The sequence below is a fragment of the Nonomuraea sp. NPDC047897 genome, assembly GCF_043204415.1.
Lineage (GTDB): Bacteria > Actinomycetota > Actinomycetes > Streptosporangiales > Streptosporangiaceae > Nonomuraea.
This window is the reverse complement of the sequence record NZ_JBIDCC010000009.1, coordinates 1-24,160: the sequence shown is the minus strand read 5'-3', so window position 1 is coordinate 24,160 and position 24,160 is coordinate 1. Positions and strand designations below refer to the sequence as shown.

The window sequence follows — 24,160 nt, the reverse complement described above, 5'->3', positions numbered from 1 at the left end:
GTGACGATGATGAATCGGCCGACCCCACCGGAGATCGAAGTCGAGCAGAGTGACAAGTCGCTGATCGACCGCTCGCTGCGTGAACCAGAGATCTTCTCCCTCGTGTTCGACCGGTACGGAGGCCAGGTACACCGCTATCTGGCACGGCGGGCAGGACCGGCTGACGCCGACGACCTGATGTCCGAAACCTTCCTGACCGCGTTCAGACAACGCGATCGCTTCACCTCCAGCCGAAGTCCCACCGGCGCATTGCCGTGGCTGCTGGGCATCGCGACCAATGTGCTCCGCATGCACCGACGATCCGAGACCAGGCGCTGGGCCGCTTTGGCGCGCGCCGGCGCTGACCCGGCGGTAGCGGCACCGACCGACCAGGTGGTTGACCGGGTCGACGCGGAAGTCGCCTTCCGGCTGGTGGCCGGAGTGCTCGAAGAGTTGGCGGATGGTGATCGCGACGCCCTGTTGCTCTTCGCATGGGCCGAGTTGACGTACGAGGAGATCGCCGCCGCCTTGGGCGTTCCCCTCGGCACCGTCCGATCACGCCTCCACAGGGCCCGGCTGCGGCTGCGAACCGTGCTCTCCATCACCGACGACGAAAAGGAATGAAGCCAATGGATGAGATCAAACTGCTGAGCAGTATGGGAACCGATGTGCCGCCGGTATCGGAGCAAGCTCAGACCCGCACAAGGTCCCTGTTGCTGGCTGCGGCAACGGACGAACGCGTACGTGCGGTCGAAACGGCCCCACGCTCTGCGCCATCCCTGTCGCACACCCGCGCCAACCGGTTCCGGTCTTGGACCCGGCGAAGGTTGAGGCTCGGCCTCGCCGCCACCGGGCTGGCCCTCTCCGCGTCGATCATTCTTCCCTTGACGACCGGCACGGAGGACCCCGCTCACGCGGCCTATCTGCTGACCAGGAACCCCAGCGGCACGATCACCATCACGATCAACCAGTTCACGGACGCCAGAAGTCTGGAGCAGGATCTCAGGCGGCTTGGAATCGCCGCCGTCGTGGACTACGTGCCCGAGGGCAAGCGCTGCCACGAACCGCGCGCCCGCTATCTGGGCGCCTCGGTCAACCGCGTGGTTCAAGGGAACGGGGGCGCGAGCTTCACACTTCATCCGGAAACGATCAAGGCCGGCCAGACCCTTGTGGCCACGGCGACGTTCAACGATCCCACCGATGCCGGCTCGGGCTCGGCGATCGGCTTCGAACTGGCAGAAGGCTCGGTTGCGCCATGCACACAGATCGACAGTGATCAAGCCGCCGAATAGAGGCCGTCGACAGCGCTCGGGCAGGCCGTACGTCAGGTTCCAGGAGGCAGTGGCGGCCACGCCGCGGAGAACCAGGGCCCCTAGCTGCGAGCCCGCCGGCCGCGTCGCGCGGTCAGTCGCGGTCGACGAGGGTGCGCCAGCGGCGGACGAGGCCCCAGTCGACCGGGTCCGACCACGTCGTGCGGACCGCCGAGCCGACGTGGAAGGCCCGCACCCCGTAGTCGAGCAGCGCCGGCACGTGCTCCGGCCGGAGCCCGCCGCCCGCCAGGACGATCGACGCGTCACCGGCCTCCGCGCGGGTCCTGAGCACGGGCAGGCCGTCGCCGACGCCGGTGGGCGCGCCGGCGGTGAGGACGGTGGCGAGGTTGGGCAGCAGGCGCACGGCGCGCCAGGCCGCGTGCACGTCGGCCGCGTGGTCGACGGCGCGGTGGAACGTCCAGGGCAGCGGCGAGATCGCGTGGATGAGCGCCTCGGTGGCCGCCAGGTCGACCACGCCCGCGCCGTCGAGGAACCCGAAGACGAACCCCGCCGCGCCGGCCTGCGCGAGCGCCTTGGCGTCGCGGCTCAGCCGGTCGAGTGTGGCCGCGTCGGCCGTGAACGAGGCGTCGAGGCGGAGCATCACCATCTGGGGCAGCGGGCACTCGGCCGCGATCGCGGCGACTGTCTCCGGCGCCGGGGAGAGCCCGTCGGCCGCCATGTCGGCGACGACCTCAAGGCGGTCGGCGCCGCCCTGTTCGGCGGCCACGGCGTCGCGCACGTTCAGCGCGATCACCTCAAGGAGGGATCCGGTCATGAAGAGAGGTTATCGGGTGCTCTGCCCGGTTCCGCTGTGATAGGCCCCGAAAGTCCCAGCGCGGGCCGGCGACATCGAAGCAGCGGCGCGACATGGGCCGGCAGGCCCCGCCCGGGGTGTCGGACGGGCCCTGTCCGGGTGCGGATTCAAGCGCGGATTCAGGCGCGGGGTCAGGCGCGGGTCAGGTGCGGGGTCAGGCGCCGATGAGCTCGGGGACGGTGAGGTCGCGGAAGGCGGTGACGAGGGCGTCGTCGGCGGGGCGCTGGAAGAGTGCGCCGGAGGCGCGGTGCGGGAGGTCGACGGTGCGGACGTGCCGGAAGCCGCGGCGGCGGTAGTAGGCCTGCAGGTTCGGGTTGTCCTTGGCGCAGTCGAGGCGGAGCCACGGGCGGCCGGTGGCGTAGGCGGTGCCGCCCGCCCAGTCCAGCAGGGCGTCGCCCAGGCCGTGGCCGGCCCACGGACGGGCGACGGCGAGCTTGTGGACGTACAGGGCGGCGTCGGGCCCGTCGGCGGGGGTCCAGAACTCGGCGTCCGCGTGGCCGTCGACGGCGATGGTGGCGACGGGCCGCCAGTTCGCGGCGTCCACGTCGGGGTCGAGGTGGGACAGTTCGTCGTCGAGCAGGTAGAGCACGCGCTCCTCGATGAGCGGCCGGATGCGCTCGGGGCCGAAGCCGCCCCGGGGCCACTGGCGGACGCCCCTGTGGTGCAGCCATTCGGCGGCGTCGGCGAGGAGGGTGAGGATGCCGGAAAGGTCGGCGGACTCGGCGCGGCGGAGTGCGAGCGGGTGGAGGAGGGTGTCGAGGTGCATGGTGTCGCCCTTTCGGTGCGGTGTGTGTCCGAATGACCACGGAGTGTGATCTCACGGCGGCGCGTCGACTCGGACGGGGGACTAAAGGCGATATATACGCATAAATCGGTATTTGGGGGAGTATGCACGACTCCCCCAGCCCTGCGAGGTCCGGATTACTCGCGGCGGGCCGCCGGCGGGATCACCCCCAACCGAGCTCGATCAGCGGCGGTCGAGCTCGTATCTGATCAAGTGCTTGTCCGCGGGGAGCACCGACACCGCGACACGCACCGGCATATCAGCCCTGTCGTAACCAACTCGGACATACACGACAACAGGCGTGCCGAGTTCCAATTGAAGCCGCTCAGCTTCCTCTTGGTTGGGCATTCGCGCCCAAATGTCGTCAACAACCCGAACTTGTTCGTGCCCGAGCTCCTCCAGAACCCGGTTCGCGCCCCGCGCGATGTCTCCCGGCCTGGCGATCTCGGAGTTGGCCACCAGGTCGCGCGGGAAGTACGAGTCGTTGGTGTTGTACGGCTGACCGTCCACGAAGCGCAGCCGCCGCCGCACCACGGCGAACTCGCCCTCGGACAGCTCCAGCCGGCTGGCGATCTCCTCGACCGGCGTGACGGTCAGCACCTCGATGAGCTGGCTCGGCTCGCGGCCCTCCTGGGCGACGGCGAAGGCGAACGCCTCGCGCAGTTCTTCCGTCGGCTGTGGCTCCAGCTCACGCTGCGGGTAGATGAGCAGCGGCCGCCGGTCCCTGACCACGGTGCCGCGGCGGGGCGTGCGCGTCACCAGCCCTTCGTTGACGAGCTCGCCCAGGGCCAGCCGGACGGTGTTGCGGCTCACGCCATGGTCCTCCATGAGCTGAGCCTCGGTCGGCAGCTGCGCTCCGGGGCCGAGCTCACCGGAGTAGATGGCCTTCCGCAGTTCCGAAGCCACCTGCTGATACAGCACCGACCTTGCCACTTTCACCCCTTTTGTTCCAACAATTTAGACGATCTGGTTCTAGCAGGCCACAACCCCTTGACCAAAGCGCCCCGACAGCAGCATCATCCATTCGTTGGTACAAATCCATCGAAAGGCCGGAGGGGGTGAAAGCCGGTGTTGCCGGTCCACGCGGGTAGGCCATACCCGTCCTGGCAAGACCCACGCGATGCAACACGTTTACTGCGTTACGGGTTGCCTCGCCAGGGTTTCGGTCACACCAGCCAGAGCACCGGCGATATCGTGTCCGTGCCGTTCCTGCCGGCCGGGCACCAACGGCGACCGGAGTCTCCGCACTCCCCCACCGACTCCATGCGCGACCAAGCGGCTTAGGACTCCATCCCTCGCCGGAGTCCTGACGCCGCCGCACATGGGGCAGGAAGCGCGTCCTGGCGGGTCCCCCACGCCCGCCAGGGCGCGCGTTCCACTGTCCGGCCCAGTCACCGGCCCAGTCACCGGCCCTGTCACCGGCCCAGTCGCCGGCCCAGTCGCCGAGCCTGCCCCCGGGCCGCGCCCCGGGCGCCTTCCTGTGTAGCGCGTCGCCCGCCGCCGCGCGGCGCGGGCGGCAGGTCGCTTGCCCCCGCCATACCCACCCTGTACGAGCGGGCGGCCTGCCGTTCACCGCACGACCGGCTCCCAGCCGACCAGCGTCGGCCCGTCGGGCACCGGCACGAACACGCCCCTGACCCGCTCGCCGCCCACCGGCTCGCGGCCGGCGTGCCAGCTCCCGTGCAGCAGGCAGCCGGGCACCGGGTCCGGCCGGACCATGACCACCAGGTACGGCACCTCGATCCCCGGCGCGAACGGCCGCCGGTTGACGATCCAGCTCTCCACCGTCCCCACCGGCTCGGCCGCCTCCCAGTGCCAGCCCTCCGTACGGCAGGCCGGGCAGAACGCCCGGGCGGGCAGCCGGGCCGTCCCGCAGCCGTCGCACCGCTGGATGGCGAACTCGCCGCGCCCGGTGCGCTCCCACCACGGGGCCGAGTCTCGGTCGGGGGTCCAGGCTCCGGGGGGCGGGTCGGGCATGGCGGTTCAGCCCTTTCTGAGGATCAGCGCCGAGGTGGCGGGCAGCACGTAGCCGGGCTGCGCCGTGGACAGGGCGACCTCGGCTCCCGGCACCTGCCGGTCGCCCGCGTCGCCGCGCAGTTGCGAGACGGCCTCGGCGATGTGGTTGACGCCGTGCACGTAGCCCTCGGACAGGAAGCCCCCGTGGGTGTTGACCGGCAGCGATCCGCCCAGGGCGGTGGCGCCCGAGGCCACGTAGGGGCCGCCCTCGCCCTTGGCGCAGAAGCCGTAGTCCTCCAGTTGCACGACGACCGAGTAGGTGAAGCAGTCGTAGAGCTGCGCCACGTCGACGTCGGCGGGGCCGAGACCCGCCTGGCCGTACAGGCGGGGGGCCAGCGCGGCCGCGGCCGTGGTCGTCGGGTCGGACGGGCCGCCCGACAGGTGCGACTGTCCGCCGCCCCAGGCGGCGGCCGAGACGAGCACGGGCGGGCGGCGCAGGTCGCGGGCGCGCTCGGCGGAGGTGATGACGAGGGCGCACGCGCCGTCGGTCTCCAGGCAGCAGTCGAGCAGCCGGAACGGCTCGGCGATCCACCTGCTGGCGAGGTAGTCGTCCAGGGTGATGGGGGTGCGCATGAGTGCGCGGGGGTTCTTGGCCGCGTTGGCGCGCTGGGTCACCGCAAGCTGTCCGAAATGCTCGGCCTTTGTCCCATATTTCAGCATGTGCGCGCGGGCGTACATCGCGAACTGCTGCGGCGGCGCCACGTACCCGTACGGGGCCTGGTACTGCACCTCCGGGCTCACCGGCAGCGCCCGGCCGGTGCCGCCCATGCGGAACTCCGAGCGCGCGTTGATCGCCCGGTAGCACACGACCGTCTCCGCCATGCCCGCCGCGACCGCCAGCGCCGCCTGGGCGACGACGGCGTGCGAGACGCTACCCCCGCCGAACTGGTCCAGGTGCCAGTGCGGGTCGTGGATGCCGAGGGCGGGACCGACCAGGGAGGGGCCCGCCGAGTCGCCGACCCGGTGAGTGGCCAGGCCGTCCACGTCGTCGGGGCCGAGCCCGGCGTCGTCGAGGGCCGCCATGATCGCGCGGCAGGCCAGGGTCAGCGTGCTCACGCCGGAGTCCCTGCCGAACGGGGTGTAGCCCACGCCGGCGATCGCCGTACGGTCCCTGAATTCAAGCAAGCGCTTGACCACAACTCTCACGCTAGGCCCGAAATTCCCGGCATGTCAACGCACCGGCACCGCGAAACCCCGGTTTCGCTTGACAGCCTTCCGCCCACCCCCCTACCGTCCAAGCAAGCGCTTGGTAAGATATCGAGCACGGCGGAACCCGAGGAGGCCACGAGATGAGCACCCACGCTGCCCGGCTGGTCACGCCGGACGGGTGTGCGGGCCGCCCGACGCCCCACCAGCGCAAAGCCCTCCACGGAGCCGCCATGCCCCCCGAGAGCGTCAACGGCCGCCTCGACAGCCGGCGCTTCAGGCAGGTGCTCGGGCGATTCGCCACCGGCGTGGTGGCGATCACCGCGCTCGACCCGGGGAACGGCGAGCCGTGCGGGCTGGCCGCCAACTCCTTCACCTCCGTCTCCCTGGACCCGCCGCTGGTGGCGTTCTGCGTGGCGCACACCAGCACGAGCTGGCCGCGGGTGCGCGGCGCCAAGGTGCTCACCGTGAACGTCCTGGCCGAGCACCAGCAGCCGGTCTGCGCGCAGCTCGCGACCCGGGGCGGCGACAAGTTCGCCGGGCTCGGCTGGACCGGCTCACCCGGCGGCAACCCGGTGCTGGACGGGGCACTGGCCTGGATGGACTGCGCGGTCGAGGCCGAGCACCCGGCAGGCGACCACGTGATCGTCGTCGCCCGGGTGCTGCAGCTCGACACGCACGCCGACGGCGGGCCGCTGGTGTTCTTCCGGGGCGGCTACGGAGGCTTCCGTTGAGCCTGCGCGAACAGGCGCGGGCATGGCTGGCGGAGAACCTGACGGGCGAGTTCGCCGGCGCGCGCGGCCTGGGCGGGCCGGGCCGCGAACACGAGGGGCACGAGATCCGGCTGGCCTGGGAGCGCCACCTCGGCGCGGCGGGCTGGACCTGCCTCGCCTGGCCCGAGAGGTACGGCGGGCGCGCCGCCTCGCTGGAGGACCAGGTGGCCTTCCACGAGGAGTACGCCAGAGCCGACGCCCCCGCCCGACTGGGCCACATCGGCGAAGGGCTGGTCGGGCCGACGATCCTGGAGCTCGGCACCGAGGAGCAGCGGGCCCGGTTCCTGCCGCCGATCCGGCGCGGGGAGGAGCTGTGGTGCCAGGGCTACTCCGAGCCGGACGCCGGCTCCGACCTGGCCGCGGTGCGCACCCGGGCGCACCTGGAGGACGGCCGGTGGGTGGTCACCGGGCAGAAGGTGTGGACGTCCCTGGCCCACCTGGCCGACTGGTGCTTCGTGCTGTGCCGGACCGAGCCGGGCTCGCGGCGGCACCACGGCCTGTCCTACCTGCTGGTGCCGATGCGCCAGCCCGGGGTCGAGGTGCGGCCGATCGTGCAGCTGACCGGCACGTCGGAGTTCAACGAGGTGTTCTTCGACGGCGCGGTCACCGACGCCGGCAACATCGTGGGCGAGCCGGGCGACGGCTGGCGGGTGGCGATGGCCACCCTCGGCCACGAGCGGGGCGCGTCCACGCTCGGCCAGCAGATCGGCTTCCGCCGCGAGCTGGACAAAGTGATCGAGACGGCCCGGCGCACCGGAGCGGCGGACGATCCGCTGCTGCGCGACCGGCTGGTCCGAGCGTGGCTGGAGCTGGAGATCATGCGGCTGAACGCGCTGCGCGCCCTGCGGCCCGACCCGGGCCCCGAGGCGTCGATCGGCAAGCTCTACTGGTCGGAATGGCATCGCCGGCTCGGCGAGCTGGCACAGGCCGCGCAGGGCAGGGCCGGGCTGGTCGCCCGCGACGGCGAGCTGGACGACCTGCAGCGGCTCTACCTCTTCAGCCGGGCGGACACCATCTACGCCGGGTCGAGCGAAATCCAGCGCAACATCATCGCCGAGCGCACGCTGGGGCTGCCCCGGCAGTGAGGGGGATCGCATGGTGCCGGACTGTCCGCGCGGGCACGGCCTGCTCGACGGCAGGGTGACACTGGTGACGGCCGCCGCGGGAGCCGGCATCGGCTACGCGACGGCCCGGCGCTGCGCCGAGGAGGGGGCCGTGGTCGTGCTGTCCGACCGGCACGAGCGCCGCCTGGCCGAGGCGGCCGGGACGCTGGCGGAGCTCACCGGCGCCGAGCCGCTCGCCGTGCCGTGCGACGTGACGTCGCAGGCGCAGGTGGCGGCGCTGTTCGAGGCGGTGGTGGCGGCGCACGGCCGGCTCGATGTGGTGGTCAACAACGCGGGGCTGGGCGGCACGGCCGAGCTGGCGGACATGACGGACGCGCAGTGGGACGCCGTCCTCGACGTGACGCTGAACGGCACCATGCGCTGCACCCGGGCCGCCGTGCGGCTGATGGCCGGCCAGGGGTCCGGCGTCATCGTCAACAACGCCTCGGTGGTGGGCTGGCGGGCGCAGCGCGGGCAGGCGCACTACGCCGCCGCCAAGGCTGGGGTCATGGCGCTGACCAGGTGCGTGGCAATGGAGGTGGCCGAGCACGGCATCCGGGTGAACGCGGTCGCGCCGTCGCTGGCCGTGCATCCGTTCCTGGCGAGGGTGACGAGCGAGGAACTGCTCGCGGAGCTGGCGTCGCGCGAGGCGTTCGGCCGCTCGGCGGAGCCGTGGGAGGTGGCCAACGTGATCGTGTTCCTGGCCAGCGACTACTCGTCGTACATGACCGGGGAGGTCGTCTCCGTCTCCGCCCAGCACCCCTGAGACTCCTCATATCTTGCCTCACAAGATATAGTGAGGGTGTGAACATCACGGAGCCCATGTTCCTCGCGCTCACCGCGCTGGTGGACGAGCCGCGGCATGGCTACGGCCTCGTCCAGGAGGTCGACCGGCTCTCCGGCGGGCGGGTCCAGCTGAAGATCGGCACGCTGTACGGCGTGCTCGACCGGCTCGCCGCCGACGGGCTGGTGGAGCTCGACCGCGAGGAGGTGGAGAAGGGGCGGCTGCGGCGCTACTACCGGCTGACCGACGACGGCGCCGGGGCCCTCGCCGCCGAGGCCGACCGGCTGGCCGCCAACGCGCGGGTCGCGACGGCCCGCCTGCGCGCCCGCCGCCCCGGCGTCGCCCTCACCGCCCTCACCGCCCTCACCGCCCTCGGCGCTCTCGCCGCCCGATCTCCCCTCACCGCCCTCACCGCCCTCGGCGCTCTCGCCGCCCGCTCTCCCCTCACCGCTCTCGCCGCGCGCGCGGCGTCCGACGGAGGTGTCGCGTGACCGAACCCTGCCCGGTGCTGCTGGAGCAGCGCTACCGTGCCGTCCTGCGGCTCCTGCCGGCCTCCTACCGCGCGGCGCGGGAGGAGGAGATGGTGGCGGCGTTCATGGAGATGTCCGGGGAGGTGCCCGACGAGCACGGCCCCCGCCCGCGCTGGGACGAGATCGCCAGCGTGGTCGCGCTCGCGGTGCGGGTGCGGCTCGGCGGGGCAGGAGCCGGGCCCCGGTCCGTCGCCTGGGGCGAGGCCGTCCGGCTGGTGGCATTGCTGGGGGTGGGCTTCCAGGCGCTGGTCAGCCTCGGCTCCCTGCTGTCGCTCGGCCTGTCCGCGCTGCTCGTCGCGCCTCCCGCCGCCGGCGACGTCGCCCTGAGGCTGGTGGAGTGCGCCTGGATCGCCGCGTACGTGGCCGTCATGCGGGGGAACCTCCGGTCGGCGAAGGCGGCGGCGCTGGTGGGCGGCGGGTCGTCGCTCCACGCACTCGCCACCGGCCTGCCCGTCGGGTTCCCGGGGTGGATGGAGGCGGCCACCGCGCTGATCGTCGTGGCGACGCTGCTCGCCCTGCTGGCGGGCTTCCACCGCGACGTACGGCCGGCGCGCCGCCCGTGGAGCCGCGTCGTCCCGCCCCTGGCCCTCGCCGCCCTCCCTCCGGCGCTCGGACTCCCGCTGGTCATCCTGGCGAACGCGAACCCGGGCCTGGACAGCGAACCGCTCATCTGGGTGTCGTTCTGGCTCGCCCCCGACGGGCTGGCGATCGCGGCCGTGCTGGTGAGCGCAGCCGTCGCCCTCGCCCGGCGCCGGTCACCCTCCGTGCTGCTGGCCCTGGCGGCGGTCGGCACGCTGCTGGCGGTGTACCGGCTGCCGGTGGGCCTGCCGCTGGAGTTCAACCAGCCTCTCTGGGTGACGGGCGCCGTCCAGTGCGGAATGCTCGCGGTGATGGTGTCATTGCTGCTCGTCGCCGGGGTGCGGGCCCTGCCCCCGCGCCCCGGGGTGTGACGCGGCTACCAGAGATCAGGGCGACGGCGGCGGCGACCGTCAGCGCGGCGCCGTACAGACCGGTGACGAGCAGGGCGGGCAGGGCTGAACGGTGACGACGTAACACGGGACGCTTCCCGGAGGTTCGGGGGGATGGGAGCGAACGCCGCACCCTACAATCGATCATGAGGAGTGGCGCCAGGCGGAGGGCGTGCGTCCGCGGGCGCGTTCGAACGCAACGCCGCGCGCACGGTTCCCAGGCGGGCGATGCGCGTCCACGCTGACGTCCCAGGTGAGGCGCGCCGGCCGCCCATGTGGGCGAACGACAGGGCCTATGCGGCGCCGGTCTGGGCGCGGACCATCCGCGCGTACCACCCGTGCCGGTCGCCGAGCAGGTCGAGGCGATCTCCCTGTTCCGCCACCCGGCCCTCCCCCAGTGCCACGATGGTGTCGAAGGACTCGAACGCGCCGAACCTGTGGGTGATCATCACCGTCGTCCGTCCCGCCCGTTCGGCCAGGATCGCCTCGACGACCTCCAGCTCGGTCATCGGGTCGAGCGCGGAGGTGGCCTCGTCGAGTACCAGCACTGAAGCGTCGGCCAGGAGCGCGCGGGCCAGGGCGATGCGCTGTCGTTCGCCGCCGGACAGCAGCGCCCCCCGCTCTCCCACCAGCGAGTCGTAGCCGTCCGGGAATGCCATGATCCGCTCGTGGATGTGGGTGAGCCGGCAGGCGCGCACGAGATCGTCCGCGGTGACGTCAGGGGCGGCGTATCGGAGGTTGTCGGCGATCGACCCCTGGAAGAGGAAGGGCTCCTGCGTGGCGATGCAGACCTGCCCGGGTGACGGACGGCCGATCTTTGCCCCGTCGATCCGGACCGATCCCTCGGTGGGCGCGTGCAGGCCGGCGAGCAGGTGGCCGAGTGTCGTCTTGCCCGAGCCGCTCGGGCCGACGACCAGCGTGGTGGATCCGGCCGGGAGGGTGAGGTTCACGCCGTCCAACGCCGGACGGTCCTGCTCCCCTGAGGCGTACCGGAAAGTGGCCTCGTGGATGGCGAGCGCGCCGGGCCCGGGGGCGGGGTCTGGCCGCGGATCAGGCCCGGGCTCCAGTTCGGGCTCCATGTCGAGGTAGTCGAAGACCCTCTCGAAGGCTCCCTGGGCGGAGCGGAACTCGGTGGAGATGTGCAGGAGTTGCCACAGGGGCTGGTAGAGCCTGGCCTGCAGCACGGTGAAGGCGACCAGTGTGCCCGGGGTGATCCCGTCGGACAGTCCCGCCGCCACGAACACCAGATAGGGGGCCAGCACGAAGAAGACGTGTCCCGCGCTCAGCGCCCCTTGGGCCACCAGTCCGGAGCGTACCCCGAGCCCGATCAGCCGCTGGCTTTCTGCGGCGAACCTGGTGGCCTCGTCCGCGCTTCTGCCGTGGACCCTGGCCAAGATGACGGCGCCCAGGCACAGCCGCTCCGCCACGATGGACGACAGTTGAGCGCGAGAGCGCTGGCCGACCTCCGACAGGTTCTTGAGCGCTCGCCCGGATCGGGAGGCCACCCAGACGACGATCGGCGCGAGGATCAGGGCGGCGCCCGCGAGCAGGGGTGACAGTGCCACCATCGCGCCGGCCGCGGCCACGAATCCGATGACGCCGGACAGCATGCTGGGCAGGGTGTCCTTGACGGCGTGCTCGATCTGAGCGGTGTCGTTGGCCAGCCGCGACTGGATCTCGCCGCCTCGTGTCGCGGCGAAGAACGCCAGTGACATGCGCTGGAGACGGCCGAACAGATCCACGCGCAGCGCGTGCACCACTTGCTGCGCGACGCGGGCCGACACCCACGTCTGGCCGAGGTCCACCACGCCCACCGCGCAGGCGGTGGCCGCCGCCAGGCCGGCGATCAGCGCGAGCAGCGGCAGGTCGGGGCCGCCCGCGCCGAACAGCGCCCGATCGAAGACCAGCTGGGTCAGCAACGGGACGGCGGCGTTCAGAGCGGAGTAGGCCACGACGAGCAGGACGACGAAGCAGATGGCGAGCCGGTGCGGCATGAACAACCGCACGACCCTGCGCCAGGTCCCGGGGGCGGGAGGCTTCTCCGAAGCGGAGAGGAGACGATCGTGCACCGGCCGGGCCTGTCCTTGTCTGGTGATCGAACGCCTGGTGATGGAACGTCTGGTGATCGAACGCCTGGTGATCGAACAGAGCCCCGCCCGCCCGTGTCCGGGCGGGCGGGTTCGGCTGTCAGTTGTCGGTGCAGCCGAAGTGCTTGATGCAGTGGGTCAGCCGGAGCGCCTCGTTGGCGCCGGGCTCGAGCTCCTGGAGCGCCTGCAGGTCCTGAACGTCGAAGGACATGGTCGTTCACCTCCTTGTGAATGCCGGGGCCGCCCGTGGTGCGGCCGTCTGTCATCGCCCTCCCGCTGTGGGAGCGGCGAGCCTGGGGGCCTCCTCCGGCATCCACAACCGGGCGGACCGGTCGCGCAGCCGGAGGAGGAAGGCGACGATCCCCGCCGTGCCGGCGAGAAAAGTCGGTGGGAAGTCTCCATGGGGTCCGGGGACGAGCAGGCGGCCGCGACGGTCGGCCGCGCGGATCTCCAGGCATCCGGCTAGATCTCGCGCCCACCGCTGGTAGCGGTCGTCACCGGTGAAGTCGGCCATGTCGAGCAGGAATTCGCCGTCGCCGGGCAGTCCGTGACACGGCACCGGCCGTGACTGCCATCGGGTACGGTGCACGGCCGCCGCGGCCTTGCGCGCCAGGTCCAACGCCGGCGGGTCGCCGGTGGCCCGCCAGTACCTCACGAGGAAGGAGCCGATCCCGGAGGAGCCGCTGCACCAGTACGGCCGGCGCGGGCGCACCGTCGACAGGTCGCCGCGCTGCGTCGGCCACCAGGCGGTGTCGCCGTCCACTTCGGCGTGTTCGTAGAGGGTGCGGGCGATCTCGTGGACGGTCGCCGTCCAGTCCGGCTGGTGGAGGGCCCGGCCCGCGTGGAGCAACGCGGTCCCGATGCCGGCGATGCCGTGCGCGAAACCGAAGTGGTCGGCCCCGGCCAGGCCCGAGTCGAACGTCTGCGGTGTCGGCCACTGCGGGTGGCCGTCGCTGTATGACCGCGCCTGGTGCAGGTTCTGGAAGGTCTCGGCGGCGCGGTCCCGCAACGCGAGATCACCCGAGGCCAGTGCGATGTGCAAGAGCGCCATGCCGCATCCGGCCAGTCCGTGCGTCACGTCGGAGCTGGGGTGGTCGGTCGGTAGCTGCCGCGCTGTCCGCACCGCGAACCGTGTCAGCTCGGCGTCGCCCATGGCCGTCGCCGCGTCGTACAGCGCCCACACCGCGCCGGAGCGCCCGAAGTGCAGGCCGGGCGGCCAGACGTCCTCGGCCGTCAGCCGCCGCCTCAGCCAGCGGGCGAGTTCGGCGGCCGCTTTCGCCTGCGGTTCGGCCCGCGTCAGGACGCCGAGGATTCCCGCCGCGCCGCCGTTGACCGAGCACGGATCGGCCTCGATGCCGTCGGCGGTGTTGGGCCACGGCGACGAGGCGTCCTCGCTCGTGTCCATCGTCTCCACCAGGTGAGCGATCCCGTCGTCGATCAGCCGGTCGATCCGCTGCGGTGGCCGGGCCTGGTGGTGGGGGGCGGCCCGCTCCGGTGTGAGCGCGGTCAGGAAGCGTAGGCATCTGTCCAGCGACCAGCGCCGCTCCGGTTCTGTCGCCAGCAGGCCTTCCACGAGCGGCCGCAGCAGGGCGAGCGTGGGGTTGGCCGCTGCCACCGCTGCCACCCAGGCCGCCCGGTCGGGGCTTGGCGGGTCCAGGTGGGCGCCGACCGCCAGGAAGTACACCATCGCGCCGAGGCTGTAGAGGTCGGCGCCCGTGTGCGGGGCGGGCCGGAACTCCCCCGTGCAGCCCGCCAGCTCCGGGGCGAGGTAGCCCGGAGTCCCGCCCACCATGACGGTGGTGCCCGGCACCGCCGCGTGTTCCAGGTCGATGAGCCGTAGTTCGCCGCCGGGCGAGAGCATCACGTTGTTGGGCGACAGGTCGCCGAACACGTAGCCTCGGCCGTGCAGCGCCTTCAGCAACGCGGTCAGGTGGCTGATGACGGGCAGGACCTGCGCCGCCGCGTTGCCGAACCCGTCCTCGCCCAGCGGTCCGGCGTTCTCGTCCGACCAGCGCTGTAGCGTGATCCCTGGCACGAACTCTTCGACGAGGAAGGTGTGGCCGCCCTGCTCGAAGAAGTCCACCACGGCCGGCGTGATCCCGGCCGTGGCGAGGTCTTCCAGGCAGGAACGTTCGGCCGCGATCCGATCTCGCGCGTCGCGGCCGCTCAGATCGGCGCACGCGTGCGGACGCCCCTCTTTGACGACGACGCCGTGGCCGGTGGTGGTGTCCTCGGCGAGGTAGACGCCGCCGCGGTTCGCATGCCGTACGGCTTCGCGGACGATGAACCGGTCGTTGAGCATGACCGCGGCCGCCCGCGGGCGCCGGCTCGCCGCCGGAACCTCGAACGGGCAGGTCGCGAACGGTGGCGGGGAGAAGCTCGGCCGCCGTTCGTCGGGAACGAGCCGGCCCTGCGGTGAACGCAGCCGGATCTCGTAGAACCCGTCGTTGCCGAGCACGCGGTGCCCGCTGAAGGCGCCGTAGCGGTAGTGGACGATCCCGCCTGTCCGGTACGGACGGTCGGAAAGGATCAGCGGGCCGGGAAGCCCCCGGGTGACGTCGTCGAGCAGGGCGGCCAGGCGCACCGACTCGGCGTCGTCGAGGGGGTAGACGGTGATGAACTTCCCGGCCTGCGCACGGCTGCAGTGCGGTTCGAGGAGTTTCCAGTAGTCGCTCAGCCGGGCGGGGAACTTGAAGGCGCAACGGGCCTCGGCGAGTACCCGCGAGACGCGGGCGAGCGCCAGCGGGGCGGAGAGCATCGTCGCGGAGACGTGCAGCTTCCATCCCTGGTCGGGCATCGGGTAGGCGTCGGGGGTGACCTTGCACCAGAGGTCGGCCTCGGCGATCGACCAGCCCTGCGCGCCCGCGCGCCCGAGTTCGGCGGTCACGATGTCGCGCAGTATGGCCGGGTCTTCCGTACGCATACCCACGTGAACCCGCTTCCACTCGTCGCCGCTTTCCTGCAGAACCGAGAGTCGCGAAGCACTCTTGCAAATTAATGGAAAATGGCTTGAATGCGAGGTGAACGCTGGTTTCCCGAACCGAAGGGGGGCGCCGCCCCATTTATCGGTCGCATTTCTCCGCTTTTTTGTTCCGCCCGTTGAATGGTCCGGAAATCGGGTTCAAGGACGTGCGCGTGAAGTGACAGGCGACGCCGTCCAGTGGGGTTCGCACCCCGCCCTGACCTGGCGCGTTGGCTAGGGATGGTCGTGACCGCCGACCGCGCTACCGGCGCGCTAGCGCCGGGCTAATGGGCCGGAAGAGCATCTGGGGTCATGGTTCACGTGCTGGTGGCGAGTCAGGTCCTGCTCACCACGGTCTTCGTTGTCTCCGCGTACTCGAAACTGCGCGGCCGTGCCGCACTACGGTCTTTCGCCGCCACCCTGCGATTGCTGCCCGGCCCGGCCCGGTTCCCGGCTGCCATGGCAACGGTGGCCATGGAACTTGTCGCCGTGGCCACCTTGATCGTGCTTCCACCCGCGGGGCTGGCCGCCGGCGCGATGCTGTTGATCGCGTTCTCCACGTGGATCGCTGTTTCTCTTCGCTGGGGACAGCGCGAGCCATGCCAGTGCTTCGGCGCGTCCGCGACCCCGCTCGGCCCGGTGCATCTGGTCCGCAACGGGCTTCTGCTGCTCGTCGTCGCGCTGGGTTCGGTGGCGTTGACGTTTCCCGGCGGCCCGGTAACCGTGGTCGGCCTCGCCCTGGCAGTGCCGGTCGGGCTGGTCGGCGCCATCCTCTTGATCGTCTTCGACGATATCGCCGATTTGTTCATGGAAGTCTCGGGGAGCGCTTGATGCCGTATCTGATCGTTGCCGTCGCCCTGGTCGGCGTGCTGTGCCTGCTGAATCTCCTGCTGACGGTCGGAGTGATCCGCCGGATGCGCAAGCAGGCCGCGTCAGCGGCATCCTTGCCGCCCATGGAGGAAGGGCTCGCCATCGGGGAGAAGATCCCCGAGTTCGCCGCCACCACCACCGATGGCGAGCCGATCTCCGATGAGCTGATCGAAGGGCCCTCCCTGATCGGCTTCTTCTCCCCGTCCTGCCAGCCCTGCAGGGAACTGATGCCGCGCTTCATCGACCATGCCCGCCGAACCCCAGCTGCCGTGCTCGCCGTCGTCGTCACCGACAGCGACGAGGAGGCCGTCGCCGACGTGGAACGCCTCGCTGAGGTGGCACGGGTCGTGGTCGAGGCGCCTCATGCCGCCGTTCAGAGTGCCTTCCAGGTCGCCGGCTATCCGACCGTCTTCGAAATCGGTGCGGACGGCAGGGTCACCGACAACAATCCCGTGTTGCCCGCCACCGTCAGCGCATGATCGGAACGGCGAAGGCCGCCGCGGGGGTCGCCCTGCGCGCGGCCCCGGGACTGATGGCGGTCTATGTCCTGGTGATGATCGTTGAGGCGATCGCGCCGATCGCGGTGGCGTGGCTGACCAAACTGGTGGTCGACTCCCTGGCGGGACAGGTATCGGCGGCCGAGCTGGGCACCCTCGCGGTGGGGCTGGCCGCCGCGGGCATCCTGATGACGGTGCTGCCCCAGCTCATGCAGTACCTCAACAGCGAGATGGGCAGGTTGTTCACCTCCCAGACCACCACACAGCTGTTCTCGGCGACGCTGCGGTTCGCCGGGTTGCGACGGTTCGAGGACCCCGACTTCCACGACCAGCTGCGGTTGGCGAAGAACAGCCTGTCGACGGGACAGGAGGTCGTCACCGGATGCCTGGCGGTGGCGAGCGCGGTGATCACGTTGGCCGGAATGGTCGGCTCCCTCCTGATGGTCAGTCCGATCCTCACGGGGATCGTCCTGGCGACCGGGGTTCCCGCGCTGGTGGCGCAGTTGCGGCTGTCGCATCGTCGCGCCGCGATGATGTGGGACATCGGCCCGGCCGAACGGCGCCAGATGTTCTACGGCGACCTGCTCACCACCATCGCGGCGGCGAAGGAGATCCGGCTGTTCAACAGCGGCCGTTTCCTGCGAGGCCGCATGATGACCGAGTTGCGCACGTCCAACGCCGCACGCCGCCGGATGGACCTCAAGGAACTGTCCGTCGAGGGCCTGCTGACGCTGCTGGGCGCCGTGGTCGCAGGCGGCGGGCTGATCTGGGCCGTCGTCTCCGCCGGCTCCGGAGCGTTGAGCATCGGCGACGTGTCCCTGCTGATCGCCGCCATCGCCGCCGTCCAGGCCGCCCTCAACGGGCTGATCATCGGTATCGCCGCTCTCCACCAGGATCTGCTCATGTTCGGCCATTACGTGGCCGTGACCTCGGCCGAACCCGACCTCCCCATCCCCGCCGAGCCCGCGCCGCTGCCCCGGCTGAGCCGCGGCATCCAGCTGACCAACGTGTGGTTCCGCTACAGCGAGGATCATCCTTGGATCCTGCGCGGCCTGAACCTGTTCATCCCGGCCGCCGCGTCGGTCGCCGTCGTCGGTCTGAACGGGGCCGGCAAGTCCACCCTCGTCAAGCTCCTGTGCCGGTTCTACGACCCGCAGCACGGAAGCATCACCTGGGACGGCGTCGACATCCGTGACGTGCACCCCGATGATCTGCGGCACCGTATCAGCGGAGTGTTCCAGGACCATATGGCCTACGACATGTCCGCGGCCGACAACGTCTCCATCGGCTTCGTCCCCGCCCGTGAGGACGAAACCCGAATCCGTGGGGCCGCGCACGAGGCCGGGATCGACGACACGCTCTCCTCCCTTCCCCGCGGGTACGACACCCTGCTCACGCGGACGTTCTTCAGCGAGGACGACAAGGACGACCCCGACACGGGTGTCGTGCTCAGCGGCGGGCAATGGCAGCGCACGGCCCTGGCCCGCGCAATGTTCCGCGGTCACCGAGACCTCGTGATCCTCGACGAGCCCTCCGCCGGGCTGGACCCCGAGGCCGAGGCCGACGTGCACGCTCGAACCCGACGCCGCCGCCACGGCGCCACCAGCCTGCTCATCTCTCACCGGCTCAACACCGTGCGCGACGCCGACCTCATCATCGTTCTGGAGGACGGCGCCATCCGGGAAGCCGGAAAGCACGACGCCCTCATGGCCGCCCGCGGCCCCTACGCACGGCTCTTCAACCTCCAGGCGACGGGGTACCGCGAGCCGGAAGAGGCGGTGGCCCTGTGAGGTGGGTGCTCCTCGTCGCGAGCTGCGCGTCGGCCTTGTTGATCGTACGGCTGCGCGCGACGTATTCCGTGATCCGGGTCGATGGTGACAGCATGGCCCCCACCTTGACCGACGGAGATCGGTTGCTTGTCCGGCGCGTGGCCGCATCGGCTCTCCGACGCGGTCAGATCGCGGTGGTCCGCGCACCTCGATTCGTCGGCTCGACCTTCCTCGTCAAGCGGATCGCCGGATTGCCGGGCGATCCTGTTCCGCTCTCGGTGGCACCGGTGGTGGCCGAAGGTCGTGTCCCCGTCGGCAATGTCGTCCTGCTCGGCGACAACAGCGAGGGCAGCTACGACTCGCGGGACCACGGCTACTTTCCGCTCGCCGACATTCATGCCATCACTCGCCGAAGGCTGTCCCCTGGATATGCGGGGCTGTCAGTAAAGGAGACGGCATAGATCAACTGACCGAGTTCTGAGACCGTAGACGAAGAAATGGAAGAAAAGCGTGAAGATCATAACCGGGCTCGCGGACCGCGCCCTGTCCTTGGTCCTGCCCGAGGACTCTGCCGGCGCCGTCATCAAGTGCTACAACCGACCCATAGGCGGCTACTGGTGGGGGCGGTGCTATTACAACCCCGCCTGCGGCAGCAGGTCGATGAAGGACAAGTACGCGTGCAACTGGGGGCCAGGAAGCACCTTCGGGGTGCGGAGTACTCTCGAGCGCAGATGTTGCTAGCCGCGTAGCGACCACACCGGGGCCGGGCAGTTGCCGTAGCGGGGCAACGCCCGGCCCCCTCGTGTGCGTCCAGACCCGAGACGGCCTGCTGCCGAGGGGTGAGGCGGGCGCTCGGCGGCGAGCATCCTGACACCGCTCACCCGGGCAAGCCGGCATCGCCTCGTTCATGACCCTCCTCGACAAGATCATGACCGCCGAACCCTACGCGACCGCCAAGCGGGTGTTCCGGGTGGTCGACAACGGCTCCTCCCCCGCGGCAAGGCGGCCGCCGACCGGCTCACCTCCCAGTTCCCCGACGCGGTGATGGTCCACACCCCCGTGCACGCGTCCTGGCTCAACCAGATCGAGATGCCACGTGCGCTCCGCACCATGGCCCACCGCTGGGCCCGGTACGGCACGTGCGCCTGCCATACCCGGAACATACCCGCCATCAGCAGAATGCCGATCGGAGGTGCACGATGTTCCAACTGTTGGGACGCTTGGCGGTGGTCGACGGCGGGGGCCGCGCGATCAACGTCCGGGCCGCGAAACAGCAGGCGATCCTCGCCGTTCTCATGCTGCGTCCGGGCGAAGTGATCAGCGTGGATCGGCTGATGACGGAGCTCTGGCCGGACGAGCCGCCGGCGACGGCCAGAGCGAGTCTGCAAACGTATGTCTACCGCCTGCGACGCACTCTGGCACCGCTGGCCGCCCACGGTGTCGACCTGACCACCCTCGCGAACGGCTACACCCTGGTCGTCCCGGATCGAGCGGTGGACATCAGGGCGTTCGAGCAGCGCCTCACCCGTGGGTCGGAGGCTCTGACCGCGGGCAGTCCGGCGGCGGCGGCCGGGCTGCTGCGGGAGGCGCTGGACATGTGGCACGGTCCGCTGGCGCCGGAGATCGACGTCGAAACCGTCCGCCGCGAGCGCCGCCGCCTGGACGCGATGCACCTGACCGCGTCCGAGCTCTGGGTGGAGGCCGAGCTGCGGCTCGGCCTCCACAACTGGGTCATCCCGGAACTGGAGCGCCTCGTCGAGGCCCACCCTTTCCGTGAATCCCTATGGGAGATGCTGCTGCGGGCTCTGGCCGGGCGTGGCCGCCGCGCCGAAGCGCTCGCCGCCTACCGGCGCATGCGAGACATCCTCAGTACGGAACTCGGCATCGAACCGGCCGACTCGCTGCGCCGGCAGCACCAGGAGATACTCCGAGGTGCGCCGCTCTAGCAACAGGTGTTGCAGAGGATCACGTACTTTCCACAGCTTCCGTCACAGCAGTGCGCCCGAAGCTTCGTTCCGCCGATGCATTTGTAGATGTAGTAGCATTCGACGGCGGCAGCGCTGCGCTGCGGGACGACCATCGCCAGAATCCGGTCGCTGAGCTTTTCTATCGCGTTTCTCATGGTCCTCGATCTCGCGTTCCAAGGGGGCGCTCCCTGGCCAGATCCTGCCAGGGAGCGCCCTTCACTTACCTAGGCGCACTGCTTTCTCCAGTAGACCGAGCAGTCGCTCCTCCAGCACTTGAAGTAGGCGCAACAAATGCTGCCGGCGCAGGTCGTGTGGTCGACTCTCCGCCGAGTTACTCGCACATGGTGATCGTGCGATAGGTGCAGTTGGCGTAATAGCACTTCATCTTGTAGCACCCGGTGTTCGGGTCGTAGCTGATCTGCACGCACCTCGGGGTGCACGCCGCGTCAGCCTTGACCGTGGGAATCAACCGGTCGATGAGCTTGTCCAGCATTCTGTGTTCACCTCCTTTCTCGTCTCGGGTTCACTGGGCGCGGTATCACTGGGGGCTGTCTCGTGATATCCGCGGGCTTGTAGACGGAAGAGACGGGCGTAGGTGCCGTCCACCGCCATGAGTTCGTCGTGGCTTCCCCGCTCGGCGACGACCCCGTCCTTCAGGACGACGATCAGGTCGGCGTCGCGCACCGTGTTCAGCCGGTGGGAGATGAGCAGGCTGGTCTGGCCCGCGCGGTGGTGGCGCATTCGGGCGTGCACGTCGGCCTCGGCTTCGGGATCGAGACCCGAGCTCGGCTCGTCGAGGATCATCAGGTCCCGTCCGTCGCGGAGGAAGGCTCTGGCCAGGGCGGTTCGCTGCCACTGGCCGCCGGAGAGCACGACGCCGGTCGAGGAGTCCTCGCGGTCCTCCTCGCTGCTGAACATCCGGGTGAGCAGCGTGTCGTAGCCGCGGGGAAGGAGCGCCAGCAGCTCGTCCACGCCGGCCTTTCGCGCGGCGGCGCGGATCCGGTCCAGGTCGTCACGGGCATCGACGTCTCCCACGCCGATGTTGTCGCGGGCGGAGAAGTCGTAGGCCATGTGGTCCTGGAAGACGCCGCTGATCCGCTCCCGCAGCGCCTCCGGCCGGACATCGCGCAGGTCGGCTCCGTCCCAGAGGATCGCTCCCCGGCTCGGGTCGTAGAACCGGCAGAGCAGTTTGACGAGCGTGCTCTTGCCCGCGCCGTTGAGCCCGACCAGTGCCACGGCCGCGCCGTACGGGATGAACAGGTCTACGCCGCGCAGGATCCAGGGATGGTCGTCGCTGTAGCGGAACCACACGTCGCGCAGGTCGATCCCCCGGCGCAGCGGCGGCAACGGCGCGGGGTCGACCGGCACTGCGAGGTCGGGCTCGGCCCTGAGCACTGCCACGTAGTGGCCGAAGAGCCGCAGGTTGTGATCGGTGATCGCGATGCCGTTGACCAGGGTGTCGAGCCCACCCTGGACGGCCACGACGGCGACGGTGAACATCGACACGTCCCCGACGGTGAGCGTGCCGGTCCGGGCCGCGGCTATGGCCCAGACGAGCCCGCCTCCGGCCACCACGGCGGACAGCAGGGCGAGCGCCCCCTCCGCCGACAGCTCCTTTCGGTCCATCCGCCGCTTGCCCGCCTGAGCCGTTGACAGCTCGGCCATGAGGCGGCCGCGCAGGAATCCGCCCAGGTTGAAGAGCCTGATCTCCTTGGCCGCCTCGATCGTGCTGAGCAGGGTGCTGTAGAAGAGCTGCCGCCGTTCCGCGGGGCCGATCTCCCACATCAAGGTCGTGCGCCGGCGGGACAGCTTCAGCTGCGCGAACAGTGCCGGCACGGCGGCGCACAGCACGATCAGCGTCATGGCGGGACTGATCACCAGTAAGGACCCGACGAAGCCGATCACGGTGACAGCGGAGCGGACCAGGCCGAACGCCTCGGTGACGATGCCATCTGCCCTGGACGTCCCCTCCTGGGCCAGGCGCAGCCGGTCGAGGAAGCGCGGATCCTCGAAAGGCCGGAGCCCGGGAAATCGTGCCGTGGCCGCGAAGAGCCGGTCCGTCGTGGTGGCGGCCATGGCGCGGCCGATCTGGCTGCCGAGGTACCGCGAGGCGTGCGGCAGGGTCGCGGCGGCGACGCCGGTACCGGCCAGCCCCGCGGCGAGGCCCAGCAGCTCCGACAGGGAGGCCGCCCCGGTGAGGCCGTCGATGACCAGCTTGGTCAGCCAGGCCACCGCGACCGGCGCCGTGGCCGTGCCCAGCAAGGTGAGCGCGTACCCGATCATGGGAGCGGCAGCGCCGCTCCAGCCGGTGGCCGCCGCCTCACGCGCGGCAGCGCTCAGGCGCACCCCGTCAACGGCCATGCTGCGGCTCCAGCTTCCTGACGGTGACGGCACGGAGGTCGTCGGCGTGGAAGAATCCGTGCTCGCGGGAGTCGAAGCTGACCTCGGTGTTGTCACCGATCAGGACGAACCTGCCGGCCGGGACGACGTCGTCGGCGACGACCCTCCGTACCAGCTCCGGGACGGGATCGCCAGGCAGGGCGGCAACACGTTTGATCAGGAACTCGCTGCCGGTCGGGTGCGGGCTCGAGACGACGGCGATCTGCCCCTTACGCAGCGCCGCCAGGTCCGTGCGCCGGGCCAGGAGCCGGTCCCCATGGGTCAGGGCCGGGGCCATGCTGTTGCCGCTGACGCGGATCACCAGGTACGTCGCGCGCAGCCGTACGGCCAGCAGGGCCAGAACCGCGAGCCCGTACGCTGCCGCGAGGAACGCCCGCCTCACGACGCCTTGACCTCGGCGGTCAGGGTGTGGCCGCTGCTGACTACCGTGCCCCCGGCGTCGATCGTGATGACCGTCGGGTACCCGTTGACCTTGAACGCCGTCTGAAGGGGGCCCTGGGGCGCCTCCGTGACGACACGTGCTACCTCCGCGAGCCGTTCGATGTCGGCTGCGGAGTCCTCACCGGGGCCGGCGACGACCACGGCGAGCACGGCGTCCGACGTGGTGCGTGCCCGCTCCACGAAGAGCGGGAGCAGGTCCTTGCAGGGCTGGCAGCCCCGGGAGAAGAATCCGACCAGCGCGGGTCCACTCAGGAACTCGTCGGAGATCGGCTCGCCGCTCGTGCTCGTGGCGGCGAACTGCGGGACCCTCGCACCGGGCGAGAGGCCTTCCGCCGGCATTGACGGCGGCGAGCTCTGGCTGCGCAGGCGGCGGATCACGCCGACCGTAAGCAGCAAGTTCGCCATGCCCAGCAGGCCGACCAGCACGACCGCGGCGACCAGGTACTGCATCACGCCCTCACCGTTCTGTCCATGTGCAGCTCGGTGATGACGTCGCGATCGATGAGCCCGGCCGCCCCACGGACGGGCCGAGGCAGCGGCAGGACGCTCGCCTGCCCCGTGGGGCGGTGACAGCGATCACCGGACTGAATGCGCCGAGCATGATCCGGCTGAGGACCAGCCCTGGTTCCGCCATGAGCGCAGCCGTCAGCCGCCTCACTCTTCGCGACCACGCCGGCCGCCGGAAGGTGTCGCCTTTCCGGCGCCATCACCAGGAAGGACGCGAACGGGCGCAGGTCCGCGCTGCTGCGCAGCCTGGTGAACGCGGCAACGGCGAACCCTGTCCCGATCAGGACCTGGCACGTGACAAGCAGGAGATCCACGATCCGGATATTTCATGATCCCGCTAGCCCGGCCCTAGCGCGCCGCTAGCCCCGTTTTCCGCATGTGAGCGATCTTCACCGCAGGTCTCGCGGATCGATATCCAGAAGGTCCAGGAGACGGAGTTGGAGATCGGTGGGT

Annotated in this window: 25 protein-coding genes; 14 read left to right on the top strand and 11 right to left on the bottom strand. The window is 70.6% G+C overall.

Annotated features, from left to right (window positions below; translation table 11 throughout):
* Positions 1–6 precede the first annotated feature (6 nt).
* Both ACGF0J_RS20855 and ACGF0J_RS20850 read left to right on the top strand, forming a co-directional pair.
* Entirely contained in the window at positions 7–603 is a 597-nt protein-coding gene (locus ACGF0J_RS20855) for an RNA polymerase sigma factor (protein WP_393148127.1), read from the top strand.
* Between the two features lie 5 nt (positions 604–608).
* A complete protein-coding gene (locus ACGF0J_RS20850; protein WP_393148125.1) occupies positions 609–1,271 on the top strand; it encodes a hypothetical protein in 663 nt (220 codons plus the stop codon).
* Between the two features lie 112 nt (positions 1,272–1,383).
* Here the strand turns inward: ACGF0J_RS20850 and ACGF0J_RS20845 are convergent, their stop codons facing one another.
* From ACGF0J_RS20845 to ACGF0J_RS20825, 5 genes are all read right to left on the bottom strand, one after another.
* Positions 1,384–2,064, bottom strand: coding sequence for a copper homeostasis protein CutC (locus ACGF0J_RS20845; RefSeq protein WP_393148123.1), 681 nt, complete (start codon positions 2,062–2,064; stop codon positions 1,384–1,386).
* 193 nt (positions 2,065–2,257) lie between these two features.
* A complete protein-coding gene (locus ACGF0J_RS20840; RefSeq protein ID WP_393148121.1) occupies positions 2,258–2,869 on the bottom strand; it encodes a GNAT family N-acetyltransferase in 612 nt (203 codons plus the stop codon).
* A gap of 201 nt (positions 2,870–3,070) precedes the next feature.
* Positions 3,071–3,820 (bottom strand): GntR family transcriptional regulator, encoded by a 750-nt coding sequence (locus ACGF0J_RS20835; RefSeq protein ID WP_393148119.1) that lies wholly within the window; start codon positions 3,818–3,820, stop codon positions 3,071–3,073.
* A 636-nt stretch (positions 3,821–4,456) separates the two neighbouring features.
* Positions 4,457–4,864 carry a Zn-ribbon domain-containing OB-fold protein gene (locus ACGF0J_RS20830; protein WP_393148117.1) on the bottom strand — a complete coding sequence of 136 codons (408 nt, stop codon included), beginning with the start codon at positions 4,862–4,864 and terminating at the stop codon, positions 4,457–4,459.
* A 6-nt stretch (positions 4,865–4,870) separates the two neighbouring features.
* Positions 4,871–6,028 (bottom strand): acetyl-CoA acetyltransferase, encoded by a 1,158-nt coding sequence (locus ACGF0J_RS20825; RefSeq protein ID WP_393148115.1) that lies wholly within the window; start codon positions 6,026–6,028, stop codon positions 4,871–4,873.
* Positions 6,029–6,282: 254 nt separating this feature from the next.
* On the opposite strand from ACGF0J_RS20825, the gene ACGF0J_RS20820 reads away from it, so the two are divergent.
* Genes ACGF0J_RS20820 through ACGF0J_RS20800 form a run of 5 tightly spaced genes read left to right on the top strand, consistent with a single transcriptional unit; the run spans position 6,283 to position 10,189 of the window.
* Positions 6,283–6,783: a flavin reductase family protein gene (locus ACGF0J_RS20820; RefSeq protein ID WP_393148827.1), complete on the top strand. Its 501-nt coding sequence runs from the start codon at positions 6,283–6,285 to the stop codon at positions 6,781–6,783.
* Positions 6,780–7,907 (top strand): acyl-CoA dehydrogenase family protein, encoded by a 1,128-nt coding sequence (locus tag ACGF0J_RS20815; protein WP_393148113.1) that lies wholly within the window; start codon positions 6,780–6,782, stop codon positions 7,905–7,907. The genes ACGF0J_RS20820 and ACGF0J_RS20815 overlap by 4 nt, the downstream gene beginning before the upstream one ends.
* A 10-nt stretch (positions 7,908–7,917) precedes the next feature.
* A complete protein-coding gene (locus tag ACGF0J_RS20810) occupies positions 7,918–8,691 on the top strand; it encodes an SDR family oxidoreductase (RefSeq protein WP_393148111.1) in 774 nt (257 codons plus the stop codon).
* Between the two features lie 38 nt (positions 8,692–8,729).
* Positions 8,730–9,200, top strand: a complete 471-nt coding sequence (locus ACGF0J_RS20805; protein WP_393148109.1) for a PadR family transcriptional regulator — start codon at positions 8,730–8,732, stop codon at positions 9,198–9,200.
* Positions 9,197–10,189, top strand: coding sequence for a hypothetical protein (locus ACGF0J_RS20800; RefSeq protein ID WP_393148107.1), 993 nt, complete (start codon positions 9,197–9,199; stop codon positions 10,187–10,189). The genes ACGF0J_RS20805 and ACGF0J_RS20800 overlap by 4 nt, the downstream gene beginning before the upstream one ends.
* A gap of 311 nt (positions 10,190–10,500) precedes the next feature.
* Here the strand turns inward: ACGF0J_RS20800 and ACGF0J_RS20795 are convergent, their stop codons facing one another.
* Complete coding sequence (locus ACGF0J_RS20795; protein ID WP_393148105.1) at positions 10,501–12,276, bottom strand: ABC transporter ATP-binding protein; 1,776 nt, start codon at positions 12,274–12,276, stop codon at positions 10,501–10,503.
* Between the two features lie 280 nt (positions 12,277–12,556).
* Positions 12,557–15,181: a class IV lanthionine synthetase LanL gene (gene lanL / locus ACGF0J_RS20790; protein WP_393148103.1), complete on the bottom strand. Its 2,625-nt coding sequence runs from the start codon at positions 15,179–15,181 to the stop codon at positions 12,557–12,559.
* Between the two features lie 387 nt (positions 15,182–15,568).
* Here lanL and ACGF0J_RS20785 point away from each other — a divergent pair, with 387 nt between their 5' ends.
* The 6 genes from ACGF0J_RS20785 to ACGF0J_RS20760 all read left to right on the top strand — a co-directional run bounded on the left by ACGF0J_RS20785 (position 15,569) and on the right by ACGF0J_RS20760 (position 20,338).
* A complete protein-coding gene (locus ACGF0J_RS20785; RefSeq protein WP_393148101.1) occupies positions 15,569–16,087 on the top strand; it encodes a MauE/DoxX family redox-associated membrane protein in 519 nt (172 codons plus the stop codon).
* A complete protein-coding gene (locus tag ACGF0J_RS20780; RefSeq protein WP_393148100.1) occupies positions 16,087–16,605 on the top strand; it encodes a TlpA family protein disulfide reductase in 519 nt (172 codons plus the stop codon). The genes ACGF0J_RS20785 and ACGF0J_RS20780 overlap by 1 nt, the downstream gene beginning before the upstream one ends.
* Complete coding sequence (locus tag ACGF0J_RS20775) at positions 16,602–18,413, top strand: ABC transporter ATP-binding protein (protein WP_393148098.1); 1,812 nt, start codon at positions 16,602–16,604, stop codon at positions 18,411–18,413. The genes ACGF0J_RS20780 and ACGF0J_RS20775 overlap by 4 nt, the downstream gene beginning before the upstream one ends.
* Before the next feature lie 5 nt (positions 18,414–18,418).
* Positions 18,419–18,853 (top strand): signal peptidase I, encoded by a 435-nt coding sequence (gene lepB, locus ACGF0J_RS20770; RefSeq protein ID WP_393148096.1) that lies wholly within the window; start codon positions 18,419–18,421, stop codon positions 18,851–18,853.
* A gap of 446 nt (positions 18,854–19,299) precedes the next feature.
* Positions 19,300–19,437: a hypothetical protein gene (locus ACGF0J_RS20765; protein WP_393148094.1), complete on the top strand. Its 138-nt coding sequence runs from the start codon at positions 19,300–19,302 to the stop codon at positions 19,435–19,437.
* Between the two features lie 181 nt (positions 19,438–19,618).
* Positions 19,619–20,338 carry a BTAD domain-containing putative transcriptional regulator gene (locus ACGF0J_RS20760; protein WP_393148825.1) on the top strand — a complete coding sequence of 240 codons (720 nt, stop codon included), beginning with the start codon at positions 19,619–19,621 and terminating at the stop codon, positions 20,336–20,338.
* Between the two features lie 352 nt (positions 20,339–20,690).
* Here the strand turns inward: ACGF0J_RS20760 and ACGF0J_RS20755 are convergent, their stop codons facing one another.
* The 4 genes from ACGF0J_RS20755 to ACGF0J_RS20740 are packed head-to-tail and all read right to left on the bottom strand — an operon-like array spanning position 20,691 to position 23,653.
* Entirely contained in the window at positions 20,691–20,852 is a 162-nt protein-coding gene (locus ACGF0J_RS20755) for a hypothetical protein (protein ID WP_357900383.1), read from the bottom strand.
* Positions 20,825–22,720, bottom strand: coding sequence for an ABC transporter ATP-binding protein (locus ACGF0J_RS20750; RefSeq protein ID WP_393148092.1), 1,896 nt, complete (start codon positions 22,718–22,720; stop codon positions 20,825–20,827). Before ACGF0J_RS20750 ends, ACGF0J_RS20755 begins: the two co-directional genes overlap by 28 nt.
* The gene (locus tag ACGF0J_RS20745; RefSeq protein WP_393148090.1) at positions 22,710–23,141 is read right to left on the bottom strand and encodes a S26 family signal peptidase; all 432 of its coding nucleotides are present in this window, start codon (positions 23,139–23,141) and stop codon (positions 22,710–22,712) included. Before ACGF0J_RS20745 ends, ACGF0J_RS20750 begins: the two co-directional genes overlap by 11 nt.
* Complete coding sequence (locus ACGF0J_RS20740) at positions 23,138–23,653, bottom strand: TlpA family protein disulfide reductase (RefSeq protein WP_393148088.1); 516 nt, start codon at positions 23,651–23,653, stop codon at positions 23,138–23,140. Before ACGF0J_RS20740 ends, ACGF0J_RS20745 begins: the two co-directional genes overlap by 4 nt.
* Before the next feature lie 113 nt (positions 23,654–23,766).
* On the opposite strand from ACGF0J_RS20740, the gene ACGF0J_RS20735 reads away from it, so the two are divergent.
* The gene (locus ACGF0J_RS20735; protein ID WP_393148086.1) at positions 23,767–24,039 is read left to right on the top strand and encodes a hypothetical protein; all 273 of its coding nucleotides are present in this window, start codon (positions 23,767–23,769) and stop codon (positions 24,037–24,039) included.
* Positions 24,040–24,160: the final 121 nt, after the last annotated feature.